Source organism: Micromonospora humida (genome assembly GCF_016901255.1).
GTDB lineage: Bacteria > Actinomycetota > Actinomycetes > Mycobacteriales > Micromonosporaceae > Micromonospora > Micromonospora wenchangensis.
In genome coordinates this window covers 384851-407453 of the sequence record NZ_JAFEUC010000002.1, presented here as the reverse complement: position 1 = coordinate 407453, position 22603 = coordinate 384851, and the positions used below count along the sequence as shown (strand labels likewise).

Genomic DNA, 22603 nt, shown 5'->3' with positions numbered 1-22603 from the left:
AGCGGGGTCAGGCGGCGCAGACCACGTCACGGTCAGTCGGGCGGACCCGGGCGCTGCGCAGGGTGGCCTTGAGGGGGGAATCCTGGCGGACCGAGACGGCGACCGCACCGTCGGTCGTCACCTGGCGCACGCCCCGACCGGTGGCCTTGCGCACCCCGGCGGCCGGACCGGCGGCGGCCGGCTCGTCCTGCACGGGCATGAGCACGCCCGGCAGCTGCTCGGCCAGCGCCACGGTGTCGCTCACCTCACGCAGCAACTCGGACAGGCGGGCGCCGAGCGCGTCGCAGATGGCGGCGAGCAGCTCGCTGGAGGGTTCCTTCTGGCCGCGCTCGATCTCGGAGAGGTAACCGAGGCTCACGTTGGCGGCGGTGGAGACCTCGCGCAGGGTGCGGTGCTGACCCTGGCGGCGCGCCCGAAGTGCGTCACCGATCACCCGGCGTAGCAGGACCATCGCACCTCCCCCTGACGGGATTTCACGCTCCGGGCGGATGGTCGCCCGCGCCGGACGCGGTGGACCGCGCCGCCGCCGACGCCGTACGCCGGAGCCTTCCCGCAACCGTACCCGTTGGTCGGCCCGGCGACATCCCACCCCGCCTGTCGGATCTGGACAACGCCGGTCAGCGCCGGCCCGCGCCGGCCGGGGGCACCACGGCCGCCGGCCCGGGGCGCGGGCCCGGCCCCGGCTCGGGAAACGCCCTGTGGATACGCGTCGCGAGCAGGCGTAACGCCTCGATCACCGCCGCCGCGCGGATGTGGTCGCGGCCCCCGTCGAGGTCGAGCCGGCGGACCACCGGGCCGCCCGGCCCGGCCACCGCGACATAGACCAGGCCGACCGGTCTGCCGTCCTGCGGCTCGGGACCGGCCACCCCGGTGGTCGACAGCCCCCAGTCGGCGGCGCAACGCCGCCGGCCCCCCTCCGCCAGGGCGATGGCCACGTCCGGATCGACCGCTCCGCGTTCGGCCAGCAGATCCTCGGGTACGTCGGCCAGCCGCGCCTTCAGTTCCGTGGCGTAGGTCACCAACCCGCCCCGGTAGACGGCGCTCACCCCGGCGATCTCCACGATCGCGGCGGCCAGCAGCCCGCCGGTCAGGGACTCGACGGTGGCCAGGGTCTGCTGCCGTTCGTGCAGGCTGTGCACCACACCCGCCGCCGGGCTGCCTGCGGGTCGCTCGTGCTGTGCATCGGTGGCCATGTCGTCCTCCTTCCCCGAGGTCACCCTCCTACTCATCCGGGCCCGACCGATCGTCGTGTCCGCTCCCGCCCCGCTGGTGCGGCGGACCCCGGTGGATCCGCTCCCGCCCCGCCGGGGTCAGCCGGTGAGGCCGGCGTCCCGGGCGAGCAGGGCGGCCTGGACCCGGTCGGCGACCCCGAGCTTGGCGAAGACGGCCGAGAGCTGGTTGCGGACCGTCTTCTCACTGAGCCCGAAGTGGCGGGCGATCCGGGCGTTGGTGTCACCGCCGGCCAACCTGCGCAGGATGTCCCGCTCGCGCGGGGTGAGCCGGTCGAACGGGGGCGGCAGCTCGACCGGCTGGCGGCGCAGGCTGGTCAGCACCTGTGGGCCGACCCGGGGACCGAGGACCAGTCCGCCGCCCGCCACCGTCCGCAGCGCGTCGACGATCACGTCCGGGTCGGTGTCCTTGAGCACGTAGCCCCGGGCACCGGCCCGCAGCGCCCGGCCGACCACGTCCTCGTCGTCGGTCATGGTCACCATCAGCACCCGGGTCTCCGGTCGGCCCTGGACGATCCGCCGGGTCGCCTCCACGCCGTCGCCGTCCGGCAGCGCCACGTCCATCGCGACCACCCCGACGGGTTCGGTCGACGCGATGCCGACCGCCTCGGCACAGGTGGCGGCCTCCAGCACGCCGTCGACCCAGGGCTCGCCCTCCAGCATCGTCCGCAGGCCCCGGCGGACCACCGGGTGGTCGTCCACGATCAGCACCCGCACCGCCCCGCCACGGGCCCCCTCTGCCGTCACTGCCCTCCCCCTCCCGCAGCACCGTCCGCCACCCAGGAGCCCTCGGTGATCAAGAGGTTCGCGTCATCCTCCGGGCGGATTCTGACGCAAACCTCTTGATCACCGGAAGCGGGCGGGGCGGGGGCGGAGGTGGGCGGGGCGGGAGACGGTGGGGTGGGGGGTAGGGGCAGGCGGACCCGGATCAAGGTGCCGTGCGGGTCCCGGTCGACGATGTCGCTGCCGCCGCCCAGCTCGGCGGCCCGTTCCCGGATCGAGTCCAGGCCGACACCGCCGGGTCGGCGGGCGACGATGCCCGTGCCGTCGTCGGACACCTCCACGACCAGCGCCCGGCCCCGGCGCACCACCACGTCGCAGCAGGTCGCCCCGGCGTGCCGGGCCGTGTTGGCGAGCGCCTCGCCGACGATCCGGTACGCCGCCACCTCCACCGCCGCCGGCAGCCCGTGCAGCGGGTCCGCCACGCTCAGCCGCACGGTGAGAGTCGGGCCGTCGAAGCGCTGGCACTCGGCCCGTAGCGCCGACTCCAACCCCCGGTCCAGGGCCGCCGGGCGGAGCTGGTCGACCAGTTGGCGTACCTCGCCGGTGCAGGTGAGCAGGTCGTCGGCGAGCCCGTCGAGGATGCGGGCCAGCCGGGCCTGGTCGACGGCGGCGAGCTTACGGGCCGCGCGTACCTGCATCGACATGCCGGCCAGGGTCGGGCCGAGCCCGTCGTGCAGGTCCCGGCGCAGCCGGCGGCGCTCCTCCTCCCGGGCGGTGACCAGGCGTTCCCGGGAGTCGCGCAGGTCGCGGATCAGCCGGGCGGTCGCGGCGGCCACCGAGGCGTGCAGCGCGACGTCACTGAGCAGCCGCCGCTCCACCGGGGTGAACCGGGTGCCGGGTGCGCGGCGGGCCACCACCAGCCGCCCCACCCGCTCCCCGTGGGTCACCATGTCGAAGCGTTCCAGCTCGGTGGTGGCCCGGCCGTGCGCGGCGTGCACCCGGGCGGGCCGCCCGTCGTCGGGCTCCCCGCCGAGTTCCACCGCCACGTACGGCACCTGGAGCGAGCGGGCGATGGTGCCGGTCAGCAGCGGCAGCACCGCCTCCGGCTGGACCGTCCGCTCCAGCAGGTCACCGAGGCGGGCCAGCACCGCGTACGGCTCGTCGCGGTCGCCGTAGAGCAGCCGGTTCACCCCGCGCTGCACCCGCCGCCGCAGCGGTTCGAAGGTCACCGCGATCAGGCCGGTGGCCACCAGCGAGGCGTTCGAGGTGTCCCCGCGCAGCACCAGATCCCGCAGCAGGGCGACCACCCCGACGAACGCGGCGATCACCAGCAGGCTCATCACCAGCCAGACCAGGGTCCGGTTGATCACCTGTTCCAGGCCGTAGAGCCGGTAGCGGAGCACCGCCACCGTCATCGCGGCCGGGATCGCGACCACCATCAGCACCCACGCGCCGGAGAGGTTGAGCCAGTCCAGCAGGAAGCCGAGCAGGAACAGCACGCCGGCGGCCAGCAGGCAGGCGAGCTGCTGGCGGGCCTCGCCGACGGCCCGCCGAAAGCGTCGGGCGAGCCCCACCAGCACGGCGGCCACCAGCAGCAACTGCACCCCGACGGTCACCAGGGCGACCCGGACCAGCAGCCGCGCGGTCGGGTCGGCCGCCGTCGTCGCGGACAGCAGCAGGCCCCGGGGGTCGCTGGTCGCGGCCACCGCCAGCGCCACGGCCGCCACCGCCGTGGTGACCACCAGCCCGACCGCGACCGGCCGGAATCCCCGGCCCGGCAGCCGGCCGTCCGGGAAGACCAGCAGGGCCAGGAAGATCAGCCCGCACGGCGGCCACCAGAGCCACTGCCCCAGCCAGGCCAGCGGGGTGACCGCGGGCCAGCTCAACGCCAGCACCGCCGTCCCGGCGACGAGTCCGGCGGCCAGCATCAGCCGGCCGACCGGGTGACCGGGCAGCCCGGCGAGCACCAGCGCGCCGAGGGCGGTGAACGCGACCGCGATCGTGCCGGTCAGCGCCGCCGGCCCGAGCGCCGCCGGTTGCGGGTACCACCACTGCCCGGCCAGGACGAGCCCGGCGACGACCAGGCCCGCCCCGGCCAGGACCCGGCGGGACGGGGACAGTGCGGCGATCGGCGACGGCACGGCAGGCCCTCCCGGGTTGGTCGTCGGTGGTGGGATCGGGTGGGTCAGTCGGCCCAGCCGGCGGCGTGCATCGCGTTGTGCAGCCAGTTGCCGGTGTCGTGTTCGAGGTGTTCCGGCAGGGCGCCGATGATCTCGGACAGGTCCGGGTCGTCGAGGCGGGGCAGCTCGGACAGCGCCCGCTCCAGCGAGATGCGGGACCGGGCGAGCACGTCGGGGTGGTCGTGGATGTACTGCGTCACGTGCGCGATCACCGCGGTCAGCCGCTGCCGGACGACGTCGGGCACCGCCGGGCCGGTGCCGGCCTGCAACGCCTCCAGCCGCCAGTCGGCGGAGAAGACCGGGTGCAGCCGTCGGCCGGTGACGTCGAAGAACTCGACCGCCCCGGCGAGCTTCTCGCCGTGGTCGGCGGTCGACAGCAGGTCGGCCAGGTTCTGGTACACGTGGCAGAACGTGTCGTTGGTGGCGATCAACAGGATCCGTCGGTCGTCGCCGGCGTTCGGCATCATGCTCACTCCTCGGGTGCCGTGCGCGGACGGGCGGGGCCGTCCCCAGGAACCCGTCCGCCGCAGCGTAGGTGGTCGACCGTCCACAGTGGCACCGTCGGGCGGACCGGCGGGGTGGACGGTCGCGCCATCGTCACCCGCCGGCTGTCCCGCCGACCCGGGTCGGATGTCCCGGCCCGGCGGGACCGATCGGACGGCGACCCCGGCCGGCGACCCGGGGAAGCGCACCCCGCAGGCGGGGGCAGGGCCCCGGACCCGCGACGCGGGGGAAGGGCCCCGGCCGGCCCGGCGGGCGGGGGAAGGGTCCCACCCGCTCGGGCCGACGGGGCCCTCCCGGTCGACGCGCGGTCAGCCCGCCGGGTGCACGCTCACCGTGGTCGCCCGGGTCATGTCGGTCGCCGCGGTCACCTCCGGCAGCCCCTCGGTGTGCCCGCCGGAACGCACCCGGGACGACCAGTGGTCGTAGCGCTGGCCGAGCTGGCCGACCCGGACGAACGCCGCGCTGGCCAGGCAGGCGCTCAGCGGGTCACGCGGCTTGTCCGGCACGCTGGCCTGGACGCAGCCGGCACCGTACTGGCCCTGGTCCCGCAGCGGGTCGAAGCCCGACCGCTCCCCGTCGCACGGGTTCCAGTCGAACGTCTGGACGCAGTCGGCGTAGTTCTCCACCGCCTGCGTCATCGCGTTGCGCAGGTGCTGGTGTGCCGACTGGTCGCCGTCGCTGCGCGGGCGGGTGTAGTCGGCGGGCAACCCCTGGCCGCCGTAGAGCAGGCCGGCGAGGCTGTCGTCGAGTTCCAGCGCGGTCCCCCAGCCCAGTTCGGTGTACGCCTGCAACAGCCGCAGCGCGTCGGAGACCGCCTTGCCCTTCTGCCAGAGCACCCGGGACACCTCCCAGGTGTCGCTGCTCGGCGGGTTCGGCCCGGTGCCGGCCCGCATCACCCGGTAGAAGTACTTCTGCCGGCCGGACAGCATCGCGGCGGCCTTGCTGCGGGCGGACGTCGCCTGGGTGGCGACGACCGGGATCGCCGCCGACTCGAACGCCGGCTTGTACGTCCCCGCCCACCGGTCGGTGAGGTACTTGTTCTCGTCGTAGCAGTAGCCCTGCGGGATCGGGGACCGGACGTCCCACGAGCAGAACGTGCCGATGGGAAAAACGCGGGTGGCGGTCTGCACCTCCTGCCAGTCCCCGCCGGCCCACTTCACCCGCGACCGCAGGGTGATCTGGAGGTCGCCGGTGGTGGTCTGGAACCGGGGTCCCTCGTGCTCCTCGACGTTGACGAAGTTCGCGTCGTAGCAGGTGGAGAACTCCGGGGCGTGTCCCGGCGGCATGGCGTGGCGGGCCAGGTGGAACGCGTTGGGCAGGTTGCTCCGGCGTACCGTCGACGGGATCGGCCGGCCGACCCGGGTCGGGCCGCACCCGCCGATCGACTCGGTCTCGGGAATCCGGTTCGCCGCCGGGAGTTCCTGGTCCGGGCTGCCCCACATGTCGTGCACCGGCAGGGTGTCGCTGCCGTTCCAGACCACCGCCTTGCGGACGTTCTCCACCTGGGCGTTCCAGCCGGCGACCGCGGTGCGGTAGTCGGCCATCAGCGCGGTGAACAACGGGTTGGTGCCGCCGTCGGCGGTCGGCTGGCTGAACTGCCGGACCCGTTCGTTGATGGTCCGCCCGGTCTCGGCGACGGCGTCGCCCCGCCCGGCGGCCACCTGGGCGGCGAACTGCGGGTTCTCCAGTTGCAGGATGTTGTAGACCCGGGCGGCGGTGGACCAGGCGGCGGCGTTGGCGACCGGGCCGACCGTCCAGGTGCCGCCGACCCGGTTACGCGCCCACTGGCCCAGGTAGTTGATCGAGCCGGCGGGCAGGTGGGTGTCGAGCACGCTGACCGGGTCGGCGAGGCTGGTGCCGGCCGGCGCGGTGAAGGTGCCCTCGTCGGAGGCGTTGACGGTGGCGAAGGTGAAGGTCGGCGACTCGGCCTTCGGGAAGTAGGTGCCCAGGTAGTCCGGGATCGGCTGCCCGGTGATCTCCTTGTGGTGCACGTACGTGGTGATCACCTGGTTGAGCTGGCTCTTGGCGATGTTCTCCAGGGCCACGTGGGTGGCGAGCGCCATCGAGTCGACCTTGCGTTCGATGGTCTGCAACTGGGTGGCGATCCGGCCGAGGTTGGCGCGTACCTCGTCGAGGCCCTTGGTGAGGGCGTCGAGCTGGGCGACCAGCCCGGCGTACATCTCCTTGAGCGCCGACTCGATCCGGTCGAACCGCTTGTCGATCCCCTTGGCCAGCCGGTCGATCTGCTGGCGCAGCTTGCCGATCTCCGCCTGGATCGCGGCGTTCGGGTCACCGCCCCCGGCGAACAGGCCGATCAGGCTCACCGCCGCGCCGAGCAGGTTGCCGGTCAGCACGGCCGTGCCCATCGCCGTGGCGGCCATGGTCAGCCCCTGCCCGAGCACCGTCGTCACGTACGTGTTGATCGCGGTCACCGAGGTCACCACGGCCTTGCCGATGGTCTCCAACTGCTTGCCGAACTTCTTGTCGACGAAGCCGACCAGGGTGGACAGCACCGTGACGGTGGACCCGAGACCCTCGAAGATCTTGCGGTTGGACTCGGTCTTCGCCTTCTCCGCGTCGATGACCGCCTGGCTCGGCTTCGGGTCCTGGTTGAGCGGGTACGTGTTGGCGTAGCTGACCACCTCGGTGATCCGGTTGTTGCCGTCGGTGTCGAGCACCTTCAGCGTCGCGTACGCCCGCTCCTGCACCAGCGCCTTGAAGGCGGTCGCGTCACCGCGGACGTCGCGGATCGCGGACAGCGGCACGTAGTAGCCGAGGGTGCCGGTGTTGCCGTCGGCGCGCGGCTCGTGGATCCGGGCGGCCAGCAACCCGTCGACCGGGGTACGCACCCCGGTGCCGGTGCGCCCGGCGAACGCGCTGTCCCAGCCGGTGGCCAGCGCGTCGTCGGTGGCGGCCCGGCGGTGCAGTTCCCGCCAGGTGTCCTGGGTCAGGTCCCGGGAGCGGGCGTTCCACGCCGCGTCCTGGTAGCCGCCCCGGACCAGGTTCAACGCGTCCGGCACCACGTTCGCGCCCTCCGCGCCGACCGTGCTGGTCAGGAACGCCCGCACCGCCGGGCCGGTGGTCACCGCGCCGCTGGACCCGGCGAGCCGGGCCAGCACCGCCATCGCCACGGCGAACCGGGACCGGTCCTCGGCCCGCGCGTCGCTGACCGCCGCGTCGGCGACCGCCCGGGTGGTGGCCACGTGCCCGGCCACCTGCGTCGCGTCGGCACCCGGCTGGGCGCTACGCCAGTCCAGCAGCTCGGCGGTGAGCAGGGCGTCCTTCAACCCGGCCGCCCCGGCGTCGCGGAGCTGCACCACCGCCCCGAACAGCGCCCCGTGCACCGCCTGCTCGTCGAACGGCACCGGGTCGGCGGCCCGGGCCGGAGTCTGGTGCATGGTGACCGCCAGCACCGCCGTCAGGCCGGCCGCCCACAGCCGGCGGCTGCGCCACCCGCCGCCCGGGGACCGCCCCCGGGTGTGTCTCGTCGCTGTCCCCACCGCTGCTCCTCCCGCCACCGGGCGCAACCCCGCCCGCCGTCACCGGGCGTCGACCCGGTCGGGCCGACGCCGCACCGGCCGCAGGGGTCGGTGCGGTGACGACTCTGCGGGGCGGGACGTCCCGACCGGCAGGGACAGCCGTCCCGCCGCACCGGGATTCCGGTGCGGCGGTTCAGCGGAGGCGGTGCGGGCCGGTCAGGGCCGGGGGCGGCGCAGGCGCAGGGCCTGGGCGACGTAGTCGAAGCCGGTGACCACGGTGACCAGCACGGCGGCGGCCATGATCCACGGCCCGACGGCGGCAAGGGCCGCCGGCATCGGCCACAGATACCAGGCGATGGCCAGGATCTGCAACGCCGTCTTGAGCTTGCCGCCCCGGCTGGCGGCGATCACGCCGTGCCGGATCACCCAGAACCGCAGGCCGGTGATGCCCAGCTCACGGACGAGGATCAGTACCGTCACCCACCAGGGCAGCCGGTCGTAGACGGACAGCAGCACCAGGGCGGCACCGGTGAGCGCCTTGTCGGCGATCGGGTCGGCCACCTTGCCCACCGAGGTGACCAGGCCGAAGCGGCGGGCGATCCAGCCGTCCACCAGGTCGGTCATCGAGGCGAACGCGAAGATCAGGCAGGCGGCGATCCGCCACCCGGTGTGGGTCATGCCGGAGGCGACCACCGACGCGGCGAAGACCGGCACCAGCACCAGCCGCAGCAGGGTCAGGCCGTTGGCCGCGTTGAGCACCGGCACCCGGGCCACCGGCGGCGCGGACTCCGCCGCCCCGGTCACCGCCGCGCCCCGCTCCGGCCGTCGTGGCGTTCCTGGCACCGCCCCACCTGGCTCCCCCGCTCCGTCCGGGCCCACCGTCACCGTTCCGCGCCGGGCGCCGCCGAGATCATCTCATCCGGCACGGCCACCAGGTCGACGCCCTCGGTCGCGGTGACCGTGGCCCGGACGAGGTCGCCGGGGCGCAACGCTGCCAGGTCGACCCCGCCACCGACCGGGGCGACCAGGGTGGTCGAGCCGTCGACCTCGGGGGCCTGGTGCGCCGCCCGGCCCTCCACCACGCCGTCGTCGACCGTGTCGACAAGCACCTCGACCATGCTGCCGAGCCGTTCCTCGGCCCGCTGCGAGCACAACTCGTCGGCGAGGGCTGCGAGCCGGTCGTAGCGGCGCTTGACGGTGGCGGCGGAGAGCTTGCCGGGCAGCCCGGCGGCCTCGGTGCCGTCCTCATCGCTGTAGTCGAACACGCCGATCGCGTCGAGCCGCGCGTCGGTCAGGAAGCGGGTCAGCTCGGCCACGTCCTGCTTGGTCTCGCCGGGGAAACCGACGATGAAGTTGCTCCGCGCGCCCGCCTCGGGGGCGAGGGCGCGGGCGCTGGCCAGCAGCTCCAGGAACCGGTCGGTGGAGCCGAACCGGCGCATCCGGCGCAGCACCGGCTCGCTGGAGTGCTGGAACGACAGGTCGAAGTAGGCGGCCACGCCGGGGGTGGTGGCGATCGCCTCGACCAGGCCGGGCCGGGTCTCGGCGGGCTGGAGGTAGCTGGCCCGCACCCGGACGATGCCGTCGATCGCGGCGAGCTGCGGCAGCAGCTTCTCCAGCGCGCGCGGGTCGCCCAGGTCCTTGCCGTACGACGTCGAGTTCTCGCTGACCAGCACCAGCTCGCGGACGCCGGTCTTGGCCAGCCACTCCGCCTCGGCCAGCAGCTCGTCGGGGGTACGCGAGACGAACGCGCCCCGGAACGCGGGGATCGCGCAGAACGCGCACCGCCTGTCGCAGCCGCTGGCCAGCTTCAGCGAGGCCACCGGGCCGGTGTCGAGCCGGCGGCGCAGCACCTGCCGCAGGTGCGCCGGGGTGTGCGCGTCGGTCTCCGGCGCGACCCGGGTGGGGGTGCCGTGGCCGGGCAGGGAGACCGCCGACTCCCGCCGGGCGACCGGGGTCAGCGGCAGCAGCTCGCGGCGGTCGCGGGGGGTGTGCGCGCCGATCGCCTCGCCGGCCAGCACCGAGTCGAGCCGGGCGGCGATGTCGGGGTAGTCGTCGAAGCTGAGCACCGCCTGCGCCTCGGGGAGGCTGTCGGCCAGCTCCCGGCCGTACCGCTCGGCCATGCAGCCGGCGGCGACCACCTTCGCCCCGGTGTCGGCGGCGGCGAGCAGGGTCTGGATCGAGTCCTGCTTGGCCTTCTCCACGAACCCGCAGGTGTTGACGACCACCACGTCGGCACCCTCGCCGTCGGTGGTGACCTGCCAGCCATCGGCGTGCAGCCGGGCGGCCAGCTCCTCCGAGTCGACCTCGTTGCGGGCGCAGCCCAGGGTCAGCAGGGCGACCCGGCGGCCGTCGGCGGGCGACGGCTGCGGGGCGGGCCGCGACGGGCCGGCGTTGTCAGGCGTGGGGGTGGCGGACACCATCCGAGGGTACCGGGCGCGGGAGCGGGCCCGACCGACGGCGGCGTGCGGTGTCGGCCGGTTCACCCCGCCGCCCGGCAGATCGTTGATCAAATGACGAGATTGCACACGACACGCCGGGAACACTCGCCGGAATTGCAATCCGATCATGGTGCAGCCGCCCGCCGCAGCCGACGTACCGGCGGTCAGACCGTCGTCGCGCCCACCCGGACCAGCCGGTCCAGCAGGGCGACCTCGGTGCCGGCCAGGCCGGTGGAGCAGAACACCGACACCTGGTCCGCGCCGGTGCGGCCGGGGACCGCACCGGCCAGCACCGCCCCCAGGTCCCGCAGCCGTCCCGGGTACGGCGCGACGGCGGTCAGCATCGGCGGGTCGTACGCCGCCGCCTGGGCCGGCGAGTCGGTGGCCAGCACGTCGGCGGCGTCGAGCAGGTCGGTGCCGAACTCGTGCCGGTGCACCTGCTTGAAGCCGACGGTGTTGACGTGGGTGCCCGGGGCGAGGTCGGTGGCGGCCAGCACCGGGGTGGCGCTGGTGGTGGCGAGCACCACCACGTCCCGGTCGCGGACCGCCTCGGCGGCCGAGGCGACGGCGCGGGCGGGGATCCCCAGCTCGGCGCGGACCCGGGCGGCGAACGCCTCGCGGCGGGCCGCCGAGCGGCTGTGCACGGTCACCTCGCGCAGGGGCCGGACGGCGGCGGTCGCCCACACCTGCGTCCACGCCTGCCCGCCCGAGCCGATCACGCCCAGGGTGGCGGCGTCCGGGCGGGCCAGGGCGTCGACGGCCACCGCGCCCAGCCCGCCGGTACGCCGGGAGCCCAGCTCCGCGCCGACGGCGATGGCCCGTACCGCCCCCGTCCGGGCGTCGTGCAGCACCACGAGCTGCTCGCCGGCCGGGTGGCCGAGGGTGTCGTAGGAGCGGAAGCCGTACCACTCGTCGGTGAGCTGCCCGGCGGTGAGCACCATCCGCCCGCCGGCCAGCGGTGCGGACGCCCGGGGTGGGGCGACGAGCCGGCCGGCGTGGGCGGCCAGCAGGGCATCCCGCATCGCCGCGACGGTGGTCGGCGCGTCCAGGGTGGCGGCGACCTGCCGGTCGTCGAAGAGCAGCGTCATACTCCCCATGCTGCAACCTCAAGCTGACTTCAACTCAAGGTGTGGTGGGGAGGATCACCCCACCCCGCCGGCCGGCGGTGCTAGCGTCGGTCGTGGTGGCCCGCACGGCCACCCCGGACGAGTCGCGGGCGTACCCGGTCAGGCCAAGACGCCCCGTACCGAATCGACTCGTCCCCGGCCGACGGGCCCGGGACCCGCACCCCCGAGGTGATACCCGATGGCCTGGATCGTGCTGGTGCTCTCCGGACTCCTGGAGACCGCGTGGGCGGTCTCCCTCGACCGCAGCGCCGGGTTCACCAGGCCGCTGCCCTCGGCCGTCTTCGCGGTCACCCTGGTCGCCAGCATGGCCGGCCTGGCGTACGCGCTGCGTGACATCCCCGTCGGCACCGGCTACGCGGTCTGGGTCGGCATCGGGGCCGTCGGCACCGCCGTGGTCGGCATGGTCGCCCTCGGCGAGTCGACGAGCCTGCCCCGGCTGCTCAGCCTGCTGCTGGTGGTGGCCGGCGTGGTCGGCCTCAAGCTCTTCCACTGAGTGGCCCGGCCCTCGCCGGGGCCGATGCGTAGTTTCCGTCCGGTGTGGGTAGTGATCGACCACCACAGCAACCAGCCCCCGACCACGGAGGACGTCATGGCCGACACCCACGCCCCCGCCCGCCCGCGTACCAACGCCGCCCGCATCTGCACCATCCTGGCGTTCGTCTTCGCCGTCGTCGCGCTGCTGATCGCGCCGGTCATCTTCGGCATCATCGGCCTGGCGCTCGGCATCGTCGGCGCGGTGCTCGGCGACAAGCCGCTGGGCTGGTACGCCGCCGCCGCGAACGTGGTGGCCATCGTCCTGAGCCTCGTGCTGATCAGCGCCATGATGAACAGCTGACCAGACGCACCCGTGCGACGGGCCCGCCGGATTCCCGGCGGGCCCGTCGCACGTCCCGGCCCGGTCGGGGGTACGCCCCCGGCTCAGTCCACGTCGCCGCGCAAGCCGTCGAGCACCTCGTCCAGCTCGTCCGGCTTGACCAGCACGTCGCGGGCCTTGGAACCCTCGGACGGGCCGACCACCCCCCGGGTCTCCATCAGGTCCATCAACCGGCCCGCCTTCGCGAAGCCGACCCGCAGCTTGCGCTGGAGCATCGAGGTCGAACCGAACTGCGAGGTCACCACCAGCTCCACCGCCTGCACCAGCAGGTCCAGGTCGTCGCCGATGTCCTCGTCGATCTTCTTCTTGCTGTCCTGCGCCGGAGCCAGCACGTCGGAGCGGAACTCCGGCTCACGCTGGTCCTTGCAGAACTTCACCACGTCGGCGATCTCGCGCTCGGTCACCCAGGCGCCCTGGATGCGGACCGGCTTCGACGCGCCCATCGGCAGGAACAGCCCGTCGCCCCGGCCGAGCAGCTTCTCCGCGCCCGGCTGGTCGAGGATGACCCGGGAGTCGGCGAGCGACGAGGTGGCGAACGCCAGCCGGGACGGCACGTTCGCCTTGATCAGGCCGGTCACCACGTCGACGCTCGGCCGCTGGGTGGCCAGCACCAGGTGGATGCCGGCGGCGCGGGCCAACTGGGTGATCCGGACGACCGAGTCCTCCACGTCGCGCGGGGCGACCATCATCAGGTCGGCCAGCTCGTCCACGATCACCAGCAGGTACGGGTACGGCCGCATCTCCCGCTCGCTGCCCGGCGGGGCCTTGATCTCGCCGTTGCGCACCTTGCGGTTGAAGTCGTCGATGTGCCGGACCCCGTTGGCGGCGAGGTCGTCGTAGCGCATGTCCATCTCGCGGACGACCCACTCCAGCGAGTCGGCCGCCTTCTTGGCGTTGGTCACGATCGGGGTGACCAGGTGCGGGATGCCCTCGTACCCGGTCATCTCGACCCGCTTCGGGTCGATCAGCAGCAGTCGCACCTCGTCCGGCGTGGCCCGGGTCAGGATGGACACCAGCAGGGTGTTGAGGCAGCTCGACTTGCCCGCGCCGGTGGCCCCGGCGATCAGGATGTGCGGCATCTTCGCGAGGTTGGCCACCACGAAGCCGCCCTCGATGTCCTTACCGAGGGCCACCACCATCGGATGGTGGTCGCTGGTGGCGGCCCGGGACCGCAGCACGTCACCGAGGGCGACGTTCTCCGGGTCGGTGTTGGGGATCTCCACCCCGACCGCGCTCTTGCCCGGGATGGGGCTGAGGATGCGCACGTCGGGCGACTTCACCGCGTACGCGATGTTGCGGGAGAGCTGGGTGATCCGCTCGACCTTGACCCCGTGCCCCAGCTCGACCTCGTAGCGGGTGACGGTGGGGCCCCGGGTGAAACCGGTGACCTCGGCGTCCACCCCGAACTGGTCGAAGACGCCGGTCAGCGCGGCGATCACCTCGTCGTTGGCCTTGCTGCGGGTCTTCGGGGCCGCGCCACCGGTGAGCATGTTGGCCGGCGGCAGCACGTAGTCGCCGGCCAGCCCGGTCAGCGCGAGCTGCTCGGCGCGGGTGGGCGGGGCGGAGTGCTCCGGCGGCTCCGCCGGCTTACGGCTGGCCGGCACCCGGCTCGCCGGCCGGCGGGGCAGCACGATCGTCTCCTGGAGGTCGACCTCCGGGCCGACGTCGTCGAAGTCGTCCGGGTCGGGCGGCGGGGGCGCGGCCTTGCGGGCCGGCCGCTTACGGGCCGGCTTCGCGACGACCTCCGCCGGCTCCGCGTCCTCCTGCTCCGGGGCCTCGGGCGGGGCGACCAGCGTGCCGGCGAGCAGACCGAGCCGCTCCGGGATCTTGTTGATCGGGGTGGCGGTCACCACCAGCAGCCCGAAGACGAGCAGCAGGATCAGCAGCGGCATCGCCACCCAGGCGGTCACCGCCCGCTCCAGCAGGTCGCCGATCCCGGCACCGACGAGACCACCGGCGTAGTCACGCTGCACCGGGTCCACCGGATTCTGTCCGATGTGCAGCATCGCCGCCGTGGCGACCAGCATGGACCCCCAGCCGACCAGGCCCCTCCCCCGGTGTTCCGGGGCCACCGGGGTCCGCAACAACCGCCACGCGCCGATCATCAGCAGCACCGGCACCACCACCGCGATCGCACCCAGGAACAGGCGTACGGTGTCGGCCAGCCGCGCGCCGAACGGGCCGGCGCCGGAGAACCAGATCGCCACCGCGCTGAGGATGGCCAGCCCGAACAGCAGCAGGCCGGCGCCGTCGCGGCGGTGCTCCGGGTCCAACTCCCGGGCCGAGGCGGCCTGCCGGCCGGCGGCCCGGAAGCCCCAGCCGACCCCGTGCGCCAGCCCCATCCACAGTGCCCCGACCGCCCGGCCCACGTACGCCGCCGGAGCGGGTCGGGGGGCCGGTCGCCGCCGGGCCGTCGCCCGGGTGGTCTTCTTCGCCGGCTGACGGGCACGACTGTTCGTGGTGCCGCGCGGCGACGCGCCGCGTCGCCGGCTCGCCTGAGAGGTACGGCCCGCCATAGAGTCACCGTAACGGCGTGACCCGGCAGATCGCCGCTTTTCCGGGTCGTGTCCGCGCGTCGCAGCACGGACCACGCCCGCAGACGTGTTATTCGCCTCAGAAGGGATGCCCGATGGCGTCGCCTGCTTTCGCGGACCGTCCCGACCCCCTCGCGGGTGACCCGCAGGCCCTGCGCCCGCTGACCGCCGACCTGGTCGCCGCCGTGCTGGGCACCCGGGGGTACGTCGTGGTCGCCGACGGGGACGGGGACCTCGTGGGCCGCTGGGACGACAGCCTGATCTGGTTCCTGCGTCAGGGCGGCCACGGCGAGCTGCTCCAGGTCCGCACCCTGGCGGCGGCGACCTTCGGCATCGAGCACGTGCCGGCGCTCTACGCCTTCTGCAACTCGTGGAACCACGAGCGGTTCTGGCCGAAGGCGTTCGTGCACGTCGACGACGACGGTCGGGCCCAGGTCTGCGGCGAGGTGATCACCGACCTGGAACGCGGAGTCACCCCGCACCAGCTCGACCGGCTACTCGACCGCGGCATCACCGAAGGCTGCCGGCTCGCCGCCGCCGTCGGCCAACTGCCCGGCCGGACGCCCGGATGACCGGCGGGTTCGCTCCGGGGGCGGACGGGCCGGCCGCGCCGCGCGACCCGGGCCTGGCCGCCGCGTTCGCCGACGCCGGGGACCTGCCCGACGGGGAGGCCCGGCTGGCCGAACTCGACCGGATCGCCGCCCGTGCCGACGCGCTCGGCGACCCGCACTCCGCCCTGGACGCCCGGTTCGCGCTGGTGGCGGCGTACCTGCGGCACGGGGGCCGGTGGCGGATCATCGAGCCGGTACGCCGTCTGCTGGCCACCGTGGACCGGTCCCCCGACATGCTCGACGCCCGCCCCGGCGACGCGGAACTGCTGCGGCGGCACCTGCGTCAGGCGGTGGAGGCCGCGATCGGCACCCCCCGGATCGGGCTGGACCAGGCCAACGCCCTGCTCGACGCGCTGGCCCGACGGGTCGGCGCGGAGGCCGGCGTGGTCGCCCAGTTACGCTGCCGGCTCGCCGACCACGCCGGCGACGAGCCCACCGCCCGCCGGTGGTACGACAGGTGGACGGCCGCCGCGCCGGACCCGGAGGGCGGCTGCCCCGCCTGCCTGGCGGTACGCCGCGCCGAACTGCTCGCCGGATGGGGCGACGACCGGGCCGCGTTGGCGGCGCTGCGCCCCGCGCTCGACGCCGGGGTCGACTGCACCGACCAGCCGGAACGGGCCCTCGCGGTGGGGCTGCTGCCGTGGCTGCGCACCGGGGCGGCCGGTCGGGCCGCGACGGCGCACCTGCGGGCGTACCGGCGGCACCGGCGGGAACGGGCCGCGTTGCCGTACCGGGCCGCGCAGTTGCGGTTCTGCGCGCTGGCCGGGCACCCGGACCGGGCGCTGGACCTCCTCGCCGAGCAGTTGCCCCGGCTGGACCACCCCCACGACGACCTGTCGGCGATGGAGTTCGCCGCCGCCGGGGCGCTGGTCTGCGCGTTCGCCGCCGAGTCCGGCCGGGCCGCCCGCCGGATCCGCCGCCCCGGCCACGCCGACCGGCCCGCCGCCGACCTGGACGTGGCGACCCTCGGCACCGACCTGCTGGCCGAGGCGACCCGGCTGGCGGGCAGCTTCGACGCGCGCAACGGCACCGGGCACCACGCCGGGCGGATCGCCGCCTGGCTGGCCGAACGGCCGACCGGCGACCCGGTGCCCCTGCCGGCGCCGGAGAGCGTCGACGACCCGGCCGACGAACCGTTCCTGCCCTCGGCCGAGGAGCCGGCCCCGCTGAGCCTTTCGCAGCTCACCGCCGTGCTGGACACCCGGGGCGACGTGTACGCCGTCGACGCCGCAGGCGTGGTGGTCGGCCGCTGGGACGAGGCGGTCGTGCAGTTCCGCCTGCTGGGCCGGGACGGGGAGATCCTGCACGCCCGGGTGGTGGCGGCCCGGCGGCTGGCGGCGGGACGGCTCGCCGAGGCGTACGAGTTCTGCAACGCGTGGAACCACGACCGGCTGCTGCCGAAGGCGTACGTCCACGAGCTGCCCGGCGGTGAGCTGGTGCTGGCCGGCGACGTCACCACCGACCTCGCGCACGGGGTGGCCCCGGCACAGCTCGGCATCCTGGTCGACGCGGCGGTGAGCACCGGCGTCGCGTACGCCGCCGCGGTCGCCGCCCTGCCCTGACCGCCACCGGCCGACGGGGCGTGCACGCGCGAGCGGCCCCCGACCTCCGGGCGGTGGAGGTCGGGGGCCGCGGTACCGGGGCCCGGGGTGGTTACCGGCCGCGTCGCGTCGCCTGCTGGCCGCCGTTCGCGGTGACCAGGGTCAGGTTGTTGCGCTGGAGGATCTCGTTGACCGGCTGGAAGAAGGTGACACCGCCGACGGTGCAGTCACCGGAGCCGCCGGAGGTGACGCCCTGCGCCTGGTCGCCGGCGATCCACGAGCCACCGGAGTCGCCCGGTTCGGCGCAGACGTCGGTCCGGGTCAGGCCGGTCACCGTCCCCTCCGGATAGTTGACGGTGGCGTTGCGGGCCTGGACGACGCCGCACCGGGCGCCGGTGGTGGAGCCGGAACGGCAGATCGACGCGCCGGGCGGCACCTCGACGGAGCCGTTGACCGGCACCGTGCCGCCGTTGAAGTCGCTGACCACCCCCTGCGGGGTCCACTGGCCGTTGGTCCGCACGAACGCCCAGTCGTCACGCGGGAACGACGACGCCGCGAACACCCCCTGCCGGGCCTGGTTGAACCCGGTGGTGCGGTCCCCGACCCGGCCGCAGTGCCCGGCGGTGACGAACCCGCCGACCACCGCGAAGCCGATCGAGCAGCGCCCGATGTCGTTGATGAAGAACGGATCGCCGCCGACCAGGTCGAACAGCGGGCGCGGCTGCTCCCGGGAGGTGGTGACCCGGACCGCGTCCGCCGGGGCCCCGCTGCCCGCCGCCCACCGGCGGGCCCGCGCCTCGGCGCCCGGCTGGGCGAGCACCACCACGGAGTTGGTGGCGACGTCGACGTACCAGCCGGTGATGGCCGGGGACGCCTGCCCGCCGACCGCGTCGAGCCGGGTCTTCGCCGCGTCCAGCTCGCCGACGGCCCGGTCGACCGGCTTGGGCACCGCACCGGCGGCCCGGACCCGGTCGGCCTTCGCGGGGTCGGCGACCGCCACGTTCAGGGTGGACCCGTCGCCGCTGAGCCAGGCCCCGCCGTAGTCGTTGCCGAGCGCGGCCCGCAACCCGGTCAACCGGGCGGTCGCCTGCTGCTCGGCGGTCAACCGCCGGACCGCCTGGTCCCGGCTGATCCGCAGGTCGCGGCTGAGCGCGTCCACCACCTCGGGAGCCGGCCCACCGGCCGCGCGGGCGTCGGTCCCCCCGGCGCGGGGCGCGCCCTGGTCACCGGCGAACGACGGCAGGGTCACCGCCGCCGTCAGTCCCGCTGCCGCCAGCACGACGCCGATCGCTGTCATCCGTCTGCGGTCCATCCGCCATGCTCCTCCCGGCCGACGCGGGGTACGCCCGCCGGACGGAGGTACGCAGACGGCCGCCGAACGGATGAGCCGATCCGCAGTTATCGACGTACGGTGACCGTCAGGTGACGCATTCCCGCTGTGCCTGTCCCCCGCAGGGTGTGGTTGGCCTGTCGACCGCCGCCGATACTGGGAGTCATGCAGGCGCAACGACAACTCGGCGAGTTCCTCCGCTCGCGACGCTCCCGGCTCAGCCCCCAGGAGGCCGGGGTGGCCACCTACGGCGGCCGACGGCGGGTGCCGGGGCTGCGCCGCGAGGAGCTGGCCCTGCTGGCCGGGGTGAGCGCCTCGTACTATGCCCGGCTGGAGCAGGGGCAGGCCACGAACGCCTCACCCGAGGTGCTGGACGCGCTCAGCCGGGCGCTGCGGCTCGACGCCGCGGAACGCCGCCACCTGTCCGGGCTGGCCGCCGGCCCCCGTCGCCCGGCCGTCCGCCGGCCCCCGCCGGAACGGGTCGACCCGGCCGTACACCAGCTCGTCGCCGCCCTCGGGGACGTGCCCGCGCTGGTGCTCGGCCGCCGGCTCGACGTGCTGGCCTGGAACACCGCCGGCCACGCCCTGTTCGCCGGTCACCTGGAACCCGACGCGGTGCACCGGCCGGACCGACGGCCCAACATGGCACGGCTGGTCTTCCTCGACGCGCACACCCGCGATCTGTACGTCGACTGGCCGGCCAAGGCACGGGCCGTGGTGGCGACCCTGCGGATGACCTCCGGGCAGCACCCGACGGATCCGCTGCTGGCCGCGCTGGTGGGCGAACTCGCGGTGGGCAGCCCCGAGTTCGCCGCCCGGTGGGCCGACCACCGGGTCAAGGCCGGCGGCGCCGCCGCGTACGCGATGCGGCACCCGCTGGTCGGCTCGCTGACCGTCACCCAGCAGAGCCTGCGCACCGAGGACGACCAGACGGTCGTCGTCGCCACCACCGCACCGGGTTCGCCGTCGCAGGCGGCGATGACCCTGCTGGTGCACGCCGCGGTCACCGGCCGCGCCGCCGCCCGGCAACCGCTGCCCGGCTGACCCTCCACTTCCGATCCCGGCGGCGCCGACAGGGTGCCGCCGTCCCACCCGGCCGCGCCGGGCCCGCCACCGGACCGTGTCGTCCGGCGGGGGTCGGCGCTGCCCGGCACCACGCGACGACGGCGCTCCGCACGGGGCGTCCGGTCGTCCGCGCCCGAAACCGGACCCGATCGGCGGGTCCGCACACCCACGAAGGACGAACCATGCGCAGAAGAATCCGTACCCTCGCGGTGGCCGTCGCGGCAGTCGGCGTCCTGGCCGCACCGGCGACGCCTGCGGCACCGGCGGTGGCCGGCCCCACGGCGGGCGTCGCGGCCGCCCCCGTCGCCCCGTCGACCCTGCCGGCCCGGATCGCCGTCCACTTCGACCCGGCGACGGGACAGCTACCGGAGAACATCGTGTGGGCCCCGGACGGCACCGCCTACCTCACCTTCGCGGCGGCCCGGCAGGTCGTCGCCGTCGACCCGGCGGGCCGGACCCGGGTGCTGGCCACCCTGCCCGCCCCCGCCGACGGCGGCGTGCACACCCCGGTGCTCGGCTTCGCCCTGACCACCGGGATCGTCCGGACCGGCGACGGCACCCTGTACTTCCTGTACGCCAGCGGCGACGCCGCCAGCACCGGCCTCTACCGGTTGACGCCCGGTCAGCCGCCCCGACGGATCGCCGCGCTGCCCGCCACCGGGCTGCCCAACGGGCTGGCGCTCGACCCGACGGGCCGGACGTTCTACCTGACCGACTCGGTGCTCGGCACCATCTCCACGGTGCCGCTGGCCGGCGGTCCGGCCCGGGTCTGGTCGTCGGCGTCCGCCCTCGCCGCGACGGGCTTCCTCGGCGTCAACGGCGTCAAGGTGCGCGGCGGCGCGGTCTGGGTGACCAACCTGGACCAGGGCACCCTGCTGCGGATTCCGCTGCGGCAGGGCCGCCCGGGAGCCGTCGAGGTCAGGGCGACCGGGCTGGTCGGCATCGACGACTTCGCGTTCACCGCCGACGGCCGGGTCGTCGCCGCCCTCAACGGGCCGAACACGGTGGTCGGCATCGACCACGACGGGCGGACCAGGACCCTGCTGACCGCTGCCGACGGGCTGCAGAACCCGACCTCGGTGGCCGTACGCGGGCACACGGTCCTGGTGGCCAGCGCCGCCTACGTCACCGCGACCGACCCCAACCTGATCGTGGCCACCCTGCGCCACCGCTGAGCCGACCGGCAAACGGGCCGGCCACCGTCGTGACGACGGTGGCCGGCCCGCGGCGTCCGGGTGGGGAACCCGCTCAGACCTCGACGACGGTCGGGACGATCATCGGGCGGCGGCGGTACGCGTCGTTGACCCAGCGTCCCACGGTGCGGCGGACGATCTGCTGAAGCTGGTGCGGATCGGTGATGCCGTCCGCGGCGGCCCGGTTCAACGCCTCGGTGACCAGCGGGATCACCGGGTTGAACGCGGCCGGGTCCTCGGAGAAGCCCTTCGCCGACAGGGTCGGGCCGGCGACCACCTTGCCGGTGACCGAGTCGACGACCACGGTGGTGGCGATGAAACCGCCGTCGCCGAGGATCCGCCGCTCGGTGAGCAGCGACTCGCTGACGTCGCCCACGGCCAGGCCGTCGACGTAGACGTAGCGGCTCTTCACGTGCCCGACCACACTGGCCCGGCCCTCGACCAGGTCGACGACGTCGCCGTCCTCGCAGATCACCACCCGGTCCGGGGCGACGCCGGACTCGATGCCCAGCCGGGCGTGCGCCCGCAGGTGCCGCCACTCGCCGTGCACCGGCATCAGGTTGCTCGGGCGCACCACGTTGAGCAGGTAGAGCAGTTCACCGGCCGGGGCGTGCCCGGAGACGTGCACCTTGGCGACGTCCTTGTGCACCACCACCGCGCCGGCCCGGGCCAGCCGGTTGATCACCCGGTAGACCGAGGTCTCGTTGCCGGGGACCAGCGACGAGGCGAGCACGACCGTGTCGCCGGGGGCGATGGTGATGTGCCGGTGGTCGCCGCTGGCCATCCGTCCCAGGGCGCTCATCGGCTCGCCCTGCGAACCGGTGGACATCAGCACGATCTGGTCGGGCGGCAGCGTGGTGGCCTCCTCGATGCCGATCACCAGACCGGCCGGGATGTTGAGCAGGCCGAGATCCCGGGCGATGCCCATGTTGCGGACCATCGAGCGGCCGATCAGCGCCACCTTGCGGCCGTGCTCCAGCGCCGAGTCGAAGACCTGCTGCACCCGGTGCACGTGCGAGGCGAACGAGGCGACGATGATCCGCCCCTTCGCCTTCGCGAAGATCGAGTCGAGCACCGGCCCGATCTCCCGCTCCGGGGTGACGAAACCGGGGATCTCGGCGTTGGTGGAGTCCGACAGCAGCAGGTCGACGCCCTCCGCGCCGAGCCGGGCGAAGCCGGCCAGGTCGGTGATCCGGCCGTCCAGCGGGAGCTGGTCCATCTTGAAGTCACCGGTGTGCAGCACCAGGCCGGCCGGGGTACGCACGGCCACCGCCAGGGCGTCCGGGATCGAGTGGTTGACCGCGAAGAACTCGCACTCGAACGGGCCCAGCCGCTCCCGGCCGCCCTCGCGGACGGTGAGCGTGTAGGGCTGGATGCGCCGTTCGGCCAGCTTCGCCTCGACCAGGGCGAGGGTGAACTGGGAGCCGACCAGGGGGATGTCCGGCTTGTGGGCGAGCAGGTACGGCACCGCGCCGATGTGGTCCTCGTGACCGTGGGTCAGCACGATCGCCTGCACGTCGGCCAGCCGGTCCAGGATCGGTGCGAAGTCGGGCAGGATCAGGTCCACGCCGGGCTGCTCGACGTCGGGGAAGAGCACCCCGCAGTCGACGATGAGCAGCTTGCCGTCGTACTCGAAGACGGTCATGTTCCGACCGATGGCACCGAGTCCGCCGAGTGGGATGATCCGCAGCCCGCCCTCGGGCAGCGGCGGGGGCAGTTCACCCTCGAATTGCGCCTCGGTCACGCGTCCACCTCATTCTGCGACGCCGTAACCC

General features: G+C 74.5%; 18 protein-coding genes and 1 riboswitch. Of the genes, 6 read left to right on the top strand and 12 right to left on the bottom strand.

Annotation, left to right across the window (positions count from 1 at the left end):
* Positions 1–7: 7 nt before the first annotated feature.
* From JQX11_RS05680 to JQX11_RS05640, 9 genes are all read right to left on the bottom strand, one after another.
* Positions 8–451 carry a helix-turn-helix domain-containing protein gene (locus JQX11_RS05680; protein ID WP_204923912.1) on the bottom strand — a complete coding sequence of 148 codons (444 nt, stop codon included), beginning with the start codon at positions 449–451 and terminating at the stop codon, positions 8–10.
* A 166-nt stretch (positions 452–617) separates the two neighbouring features.
* Positions 618–1193 carry a CinA family protein gene (locus JQX11_RS05675; RefSeq protein ID WP_204923911.1) on the bottom strand — a complete coding sequence of 192 codons (576 nt, stop codon included), beginning with the start codon at positions 1191–1193 and terminating at the stop codon, positions 618–620.
* 117 nt (positions 1194–1310) lie between these two features.
* On the bottom strand, positions 1311–1976 hold the full coding sequence (locus tag JQX11_RS05670) for a response regulator (protein ID WP_307826080.1): 666 nt from the start codon (positions 1974–1976) through the stop codon (positions 1311–1313).
* Positions 1973–4093 carry a sensor histidine kinase gene (locus JQX11_RS05665; RefSeq protein ID WP_307826079.1) on the bottom strand — a complete coding sequence of 707 codons (2121 nt, stop codon included), beginning with the start codon at positions 4091–4093 and terminating at the stop codon, positions 1973–1975. Before JQX11_RS05665 ends, JQX11_RS05670 begins: the two co-directional genes overlap by 4 nt.
* Positions 4094–4137: 44 nt before the next feature.
* Entirely contained in the window at positions 4138–4599 is a 462-nt protein-coding gene (locus tag JQX11_RS05660; RefSeq protein WP_204923910.1) for a hypothetical protein, read from the bottom strand.
* Positions 4600–4944: 345 nt separating this feature from the next.
* Positions 4945–8136 (bottom strand): hypothetical protein, encoded by a 3192-nt coding sequence (locus tag JQX11_RS05655; protein ID WP_204923909.1) that lies wholly within the window; start codon positions 8134–8136, stop codon positions 4945–4947.
* Positions 8137–8331: 195 nt separating this feature from the next.
* Positions 8332–8919, bottom strand: a complete 588-nt coding sequence (gene pgsA / locus JQX11_RS05650; RefSeq protein WP_088645596.1) for a CDP-diacylglycerol--glycerol-3-phosphate 3-phosphatidyltransferase — start codon at positions 8917–8919, stop codon at positions 8332–8334.
* Between the two features lie 77 nt (positions 8920–8996).
* A complete protein-coding gene (gene rimO, locus JQX11_RS05645) occupies positions 8997–10535 on the bottom strand; it encodes a 30S ribosomal protein S12 methylthiotransferase RimO (protein ID WP_204923908.1) in 1539 nt (512 codons plus the stop codon).
* Positions 10536–10717: 182 nt separating this feature from the next.
* Positions 10718–11641, bottom strand: coding sequence for an ornithine cyclodeaminase family protein (locus tag JQX11_RS05640; RefSeq protein ID WP_204924155.1), 924 nt, complete (start codon positions 11639–11641; stop codon positions 10718–10720).
* A 91-nt stretch (positions 11642–11732) separates the two neighbouring features.
* Positions 11733–11799, top strand: a riboswitch (guanidine-III (ykkC-III) riboswitch).
* 59 nt (positions 11800–11858) lie between these two features.
* On the opposite strand from JQX11_RS05640, the gene JQX11_RS05635 reads away from it, so the two are divergent.
* Positions 11859–12173: a DMT family transporter gene (locus JQX11_RS05635; protein ID WP_204923907.1), complete on the top strand. Its 315-nt coding sequence runs from the start codon at positions 11859–11861 to the stop codon at positions 12171–12173.
* 42 nt (positions 12174–12215) lie between these two features.
* Positions 12216–12515 carry a hypothetical protein gene (locus tag JQX11_RS05630; RefSeq protein WP_307826077.1) on the top strand — a complete coding sequence of 100 codons (300 nt, stop codon included), beginning with the start codon at positions 12216–12218 and terminating at the stop codon, positions 12513–12515.
* 83 nt (positions 12516–12598) lie between these two features.
* Here the strand turns inward: JQX11_RS05630 and JQX11_RS05625 are convergent, their stop codons facing one another.
* The gene (locus tag JQX11_RS05625; protein ID WP_204923906.1) at positions 12599–15070 is read right to left on the bottom strand and encodes an FtsK/SpoIIIE family DNA translocase; all 2472 of its coding nucleotides are present in this window, start codon (positions 15068–15070) and stop codon (positions 12599–12601) included.
* Positions 15071–15183: 113 nt separating this feature from the next.
* Between JQX11_RS05625 and JQX11_RS05620 the strand changes: the two genes are divergently transcribed.
* Positions 15184–15660, top strand: a complete 477-nt coding sequence (locus JQX11_RS05620; RefSeq protein WP_204923905.1) for a type III secretion system chaperone family protein — start codon at positions 15184–15186, stop codon at positions 15658–15660.
* A complete protein-coding gene (locus tag JQX11_RS05615; protein WP_204923904.1) occupies positions 15657–17261 on the top strand; it encodes a type III secretion system chaperone family protein in 1605 nt (534 codons plus the stop codon). The genes JQX11_RS05620 and JQX11_RS05615 overlap by 4 nt, the downstream gene beginning before the upstream one ends.
* A 91-nt stretch (positions 17262–17352) precedes the next feature.
* Here JQX11_RS05615 and JQX11_RS05610 read toward each other — a convergent pair whose 3' ends face one another.
* A complete protein-coding gene (locus tag JQX11_RS05610; protein ID WP_204923903.1) occupies positions 17353–18552 on the bottom strand; it encodes a S1 family peptidase in 1200 nt (399 codons plus the stop codon).
* Positions 18553–18735: 183 nt separating this feature from the next.
* Between JQX11_RS05610 and JQX11_RS05605 the strand changes: the two genes are divergently transcribed.
* Both JQX11_RS05605 and JQX11_RS05600 read left to right on the top strand, forming a co-directional pair.
* Positions 18736–19614: a helix-turn-helix domain-containing protein gene (locus tag JQX11_RS05605; protein ID WP_204923902.1), complete on the top strand. Its 879-nt coding sequence runs from the start codon at positions 18736–18738 to the stop codon at positions 19612–19614.
* Positions 19615–19817: 203 nt separating this feature from the next.
* Positions 19818–20810 (top strand): SMP-30/gluconolactonase/LRE family protein, encoded by a 993-nt coding sequence (locus tag JQX11_RS05600; protein ID WP_204923901.1) that lies wholly within the window; start codon positions 19818–19820, stop codon positions 20808–20810.
* A gap of 73 nt (positions 20811–20883) precedes the next feature.
* Here JQX11_RS05600 and JQX11_RS05595 read toward each other — a convergent pair whose 3' ends face one another.
* Complete coding sequence (locus tag JQX11_RS05595) at positions 20884–22572, bottom strand: ribonuclease J (RefSeq protein ID WP_088645585.1); 1689 nt, start codon at positions 22570–22572, stop codon at positions 20884–20886.
* Positions 22573–22603 lie beyond the last annotated feature (31 nt).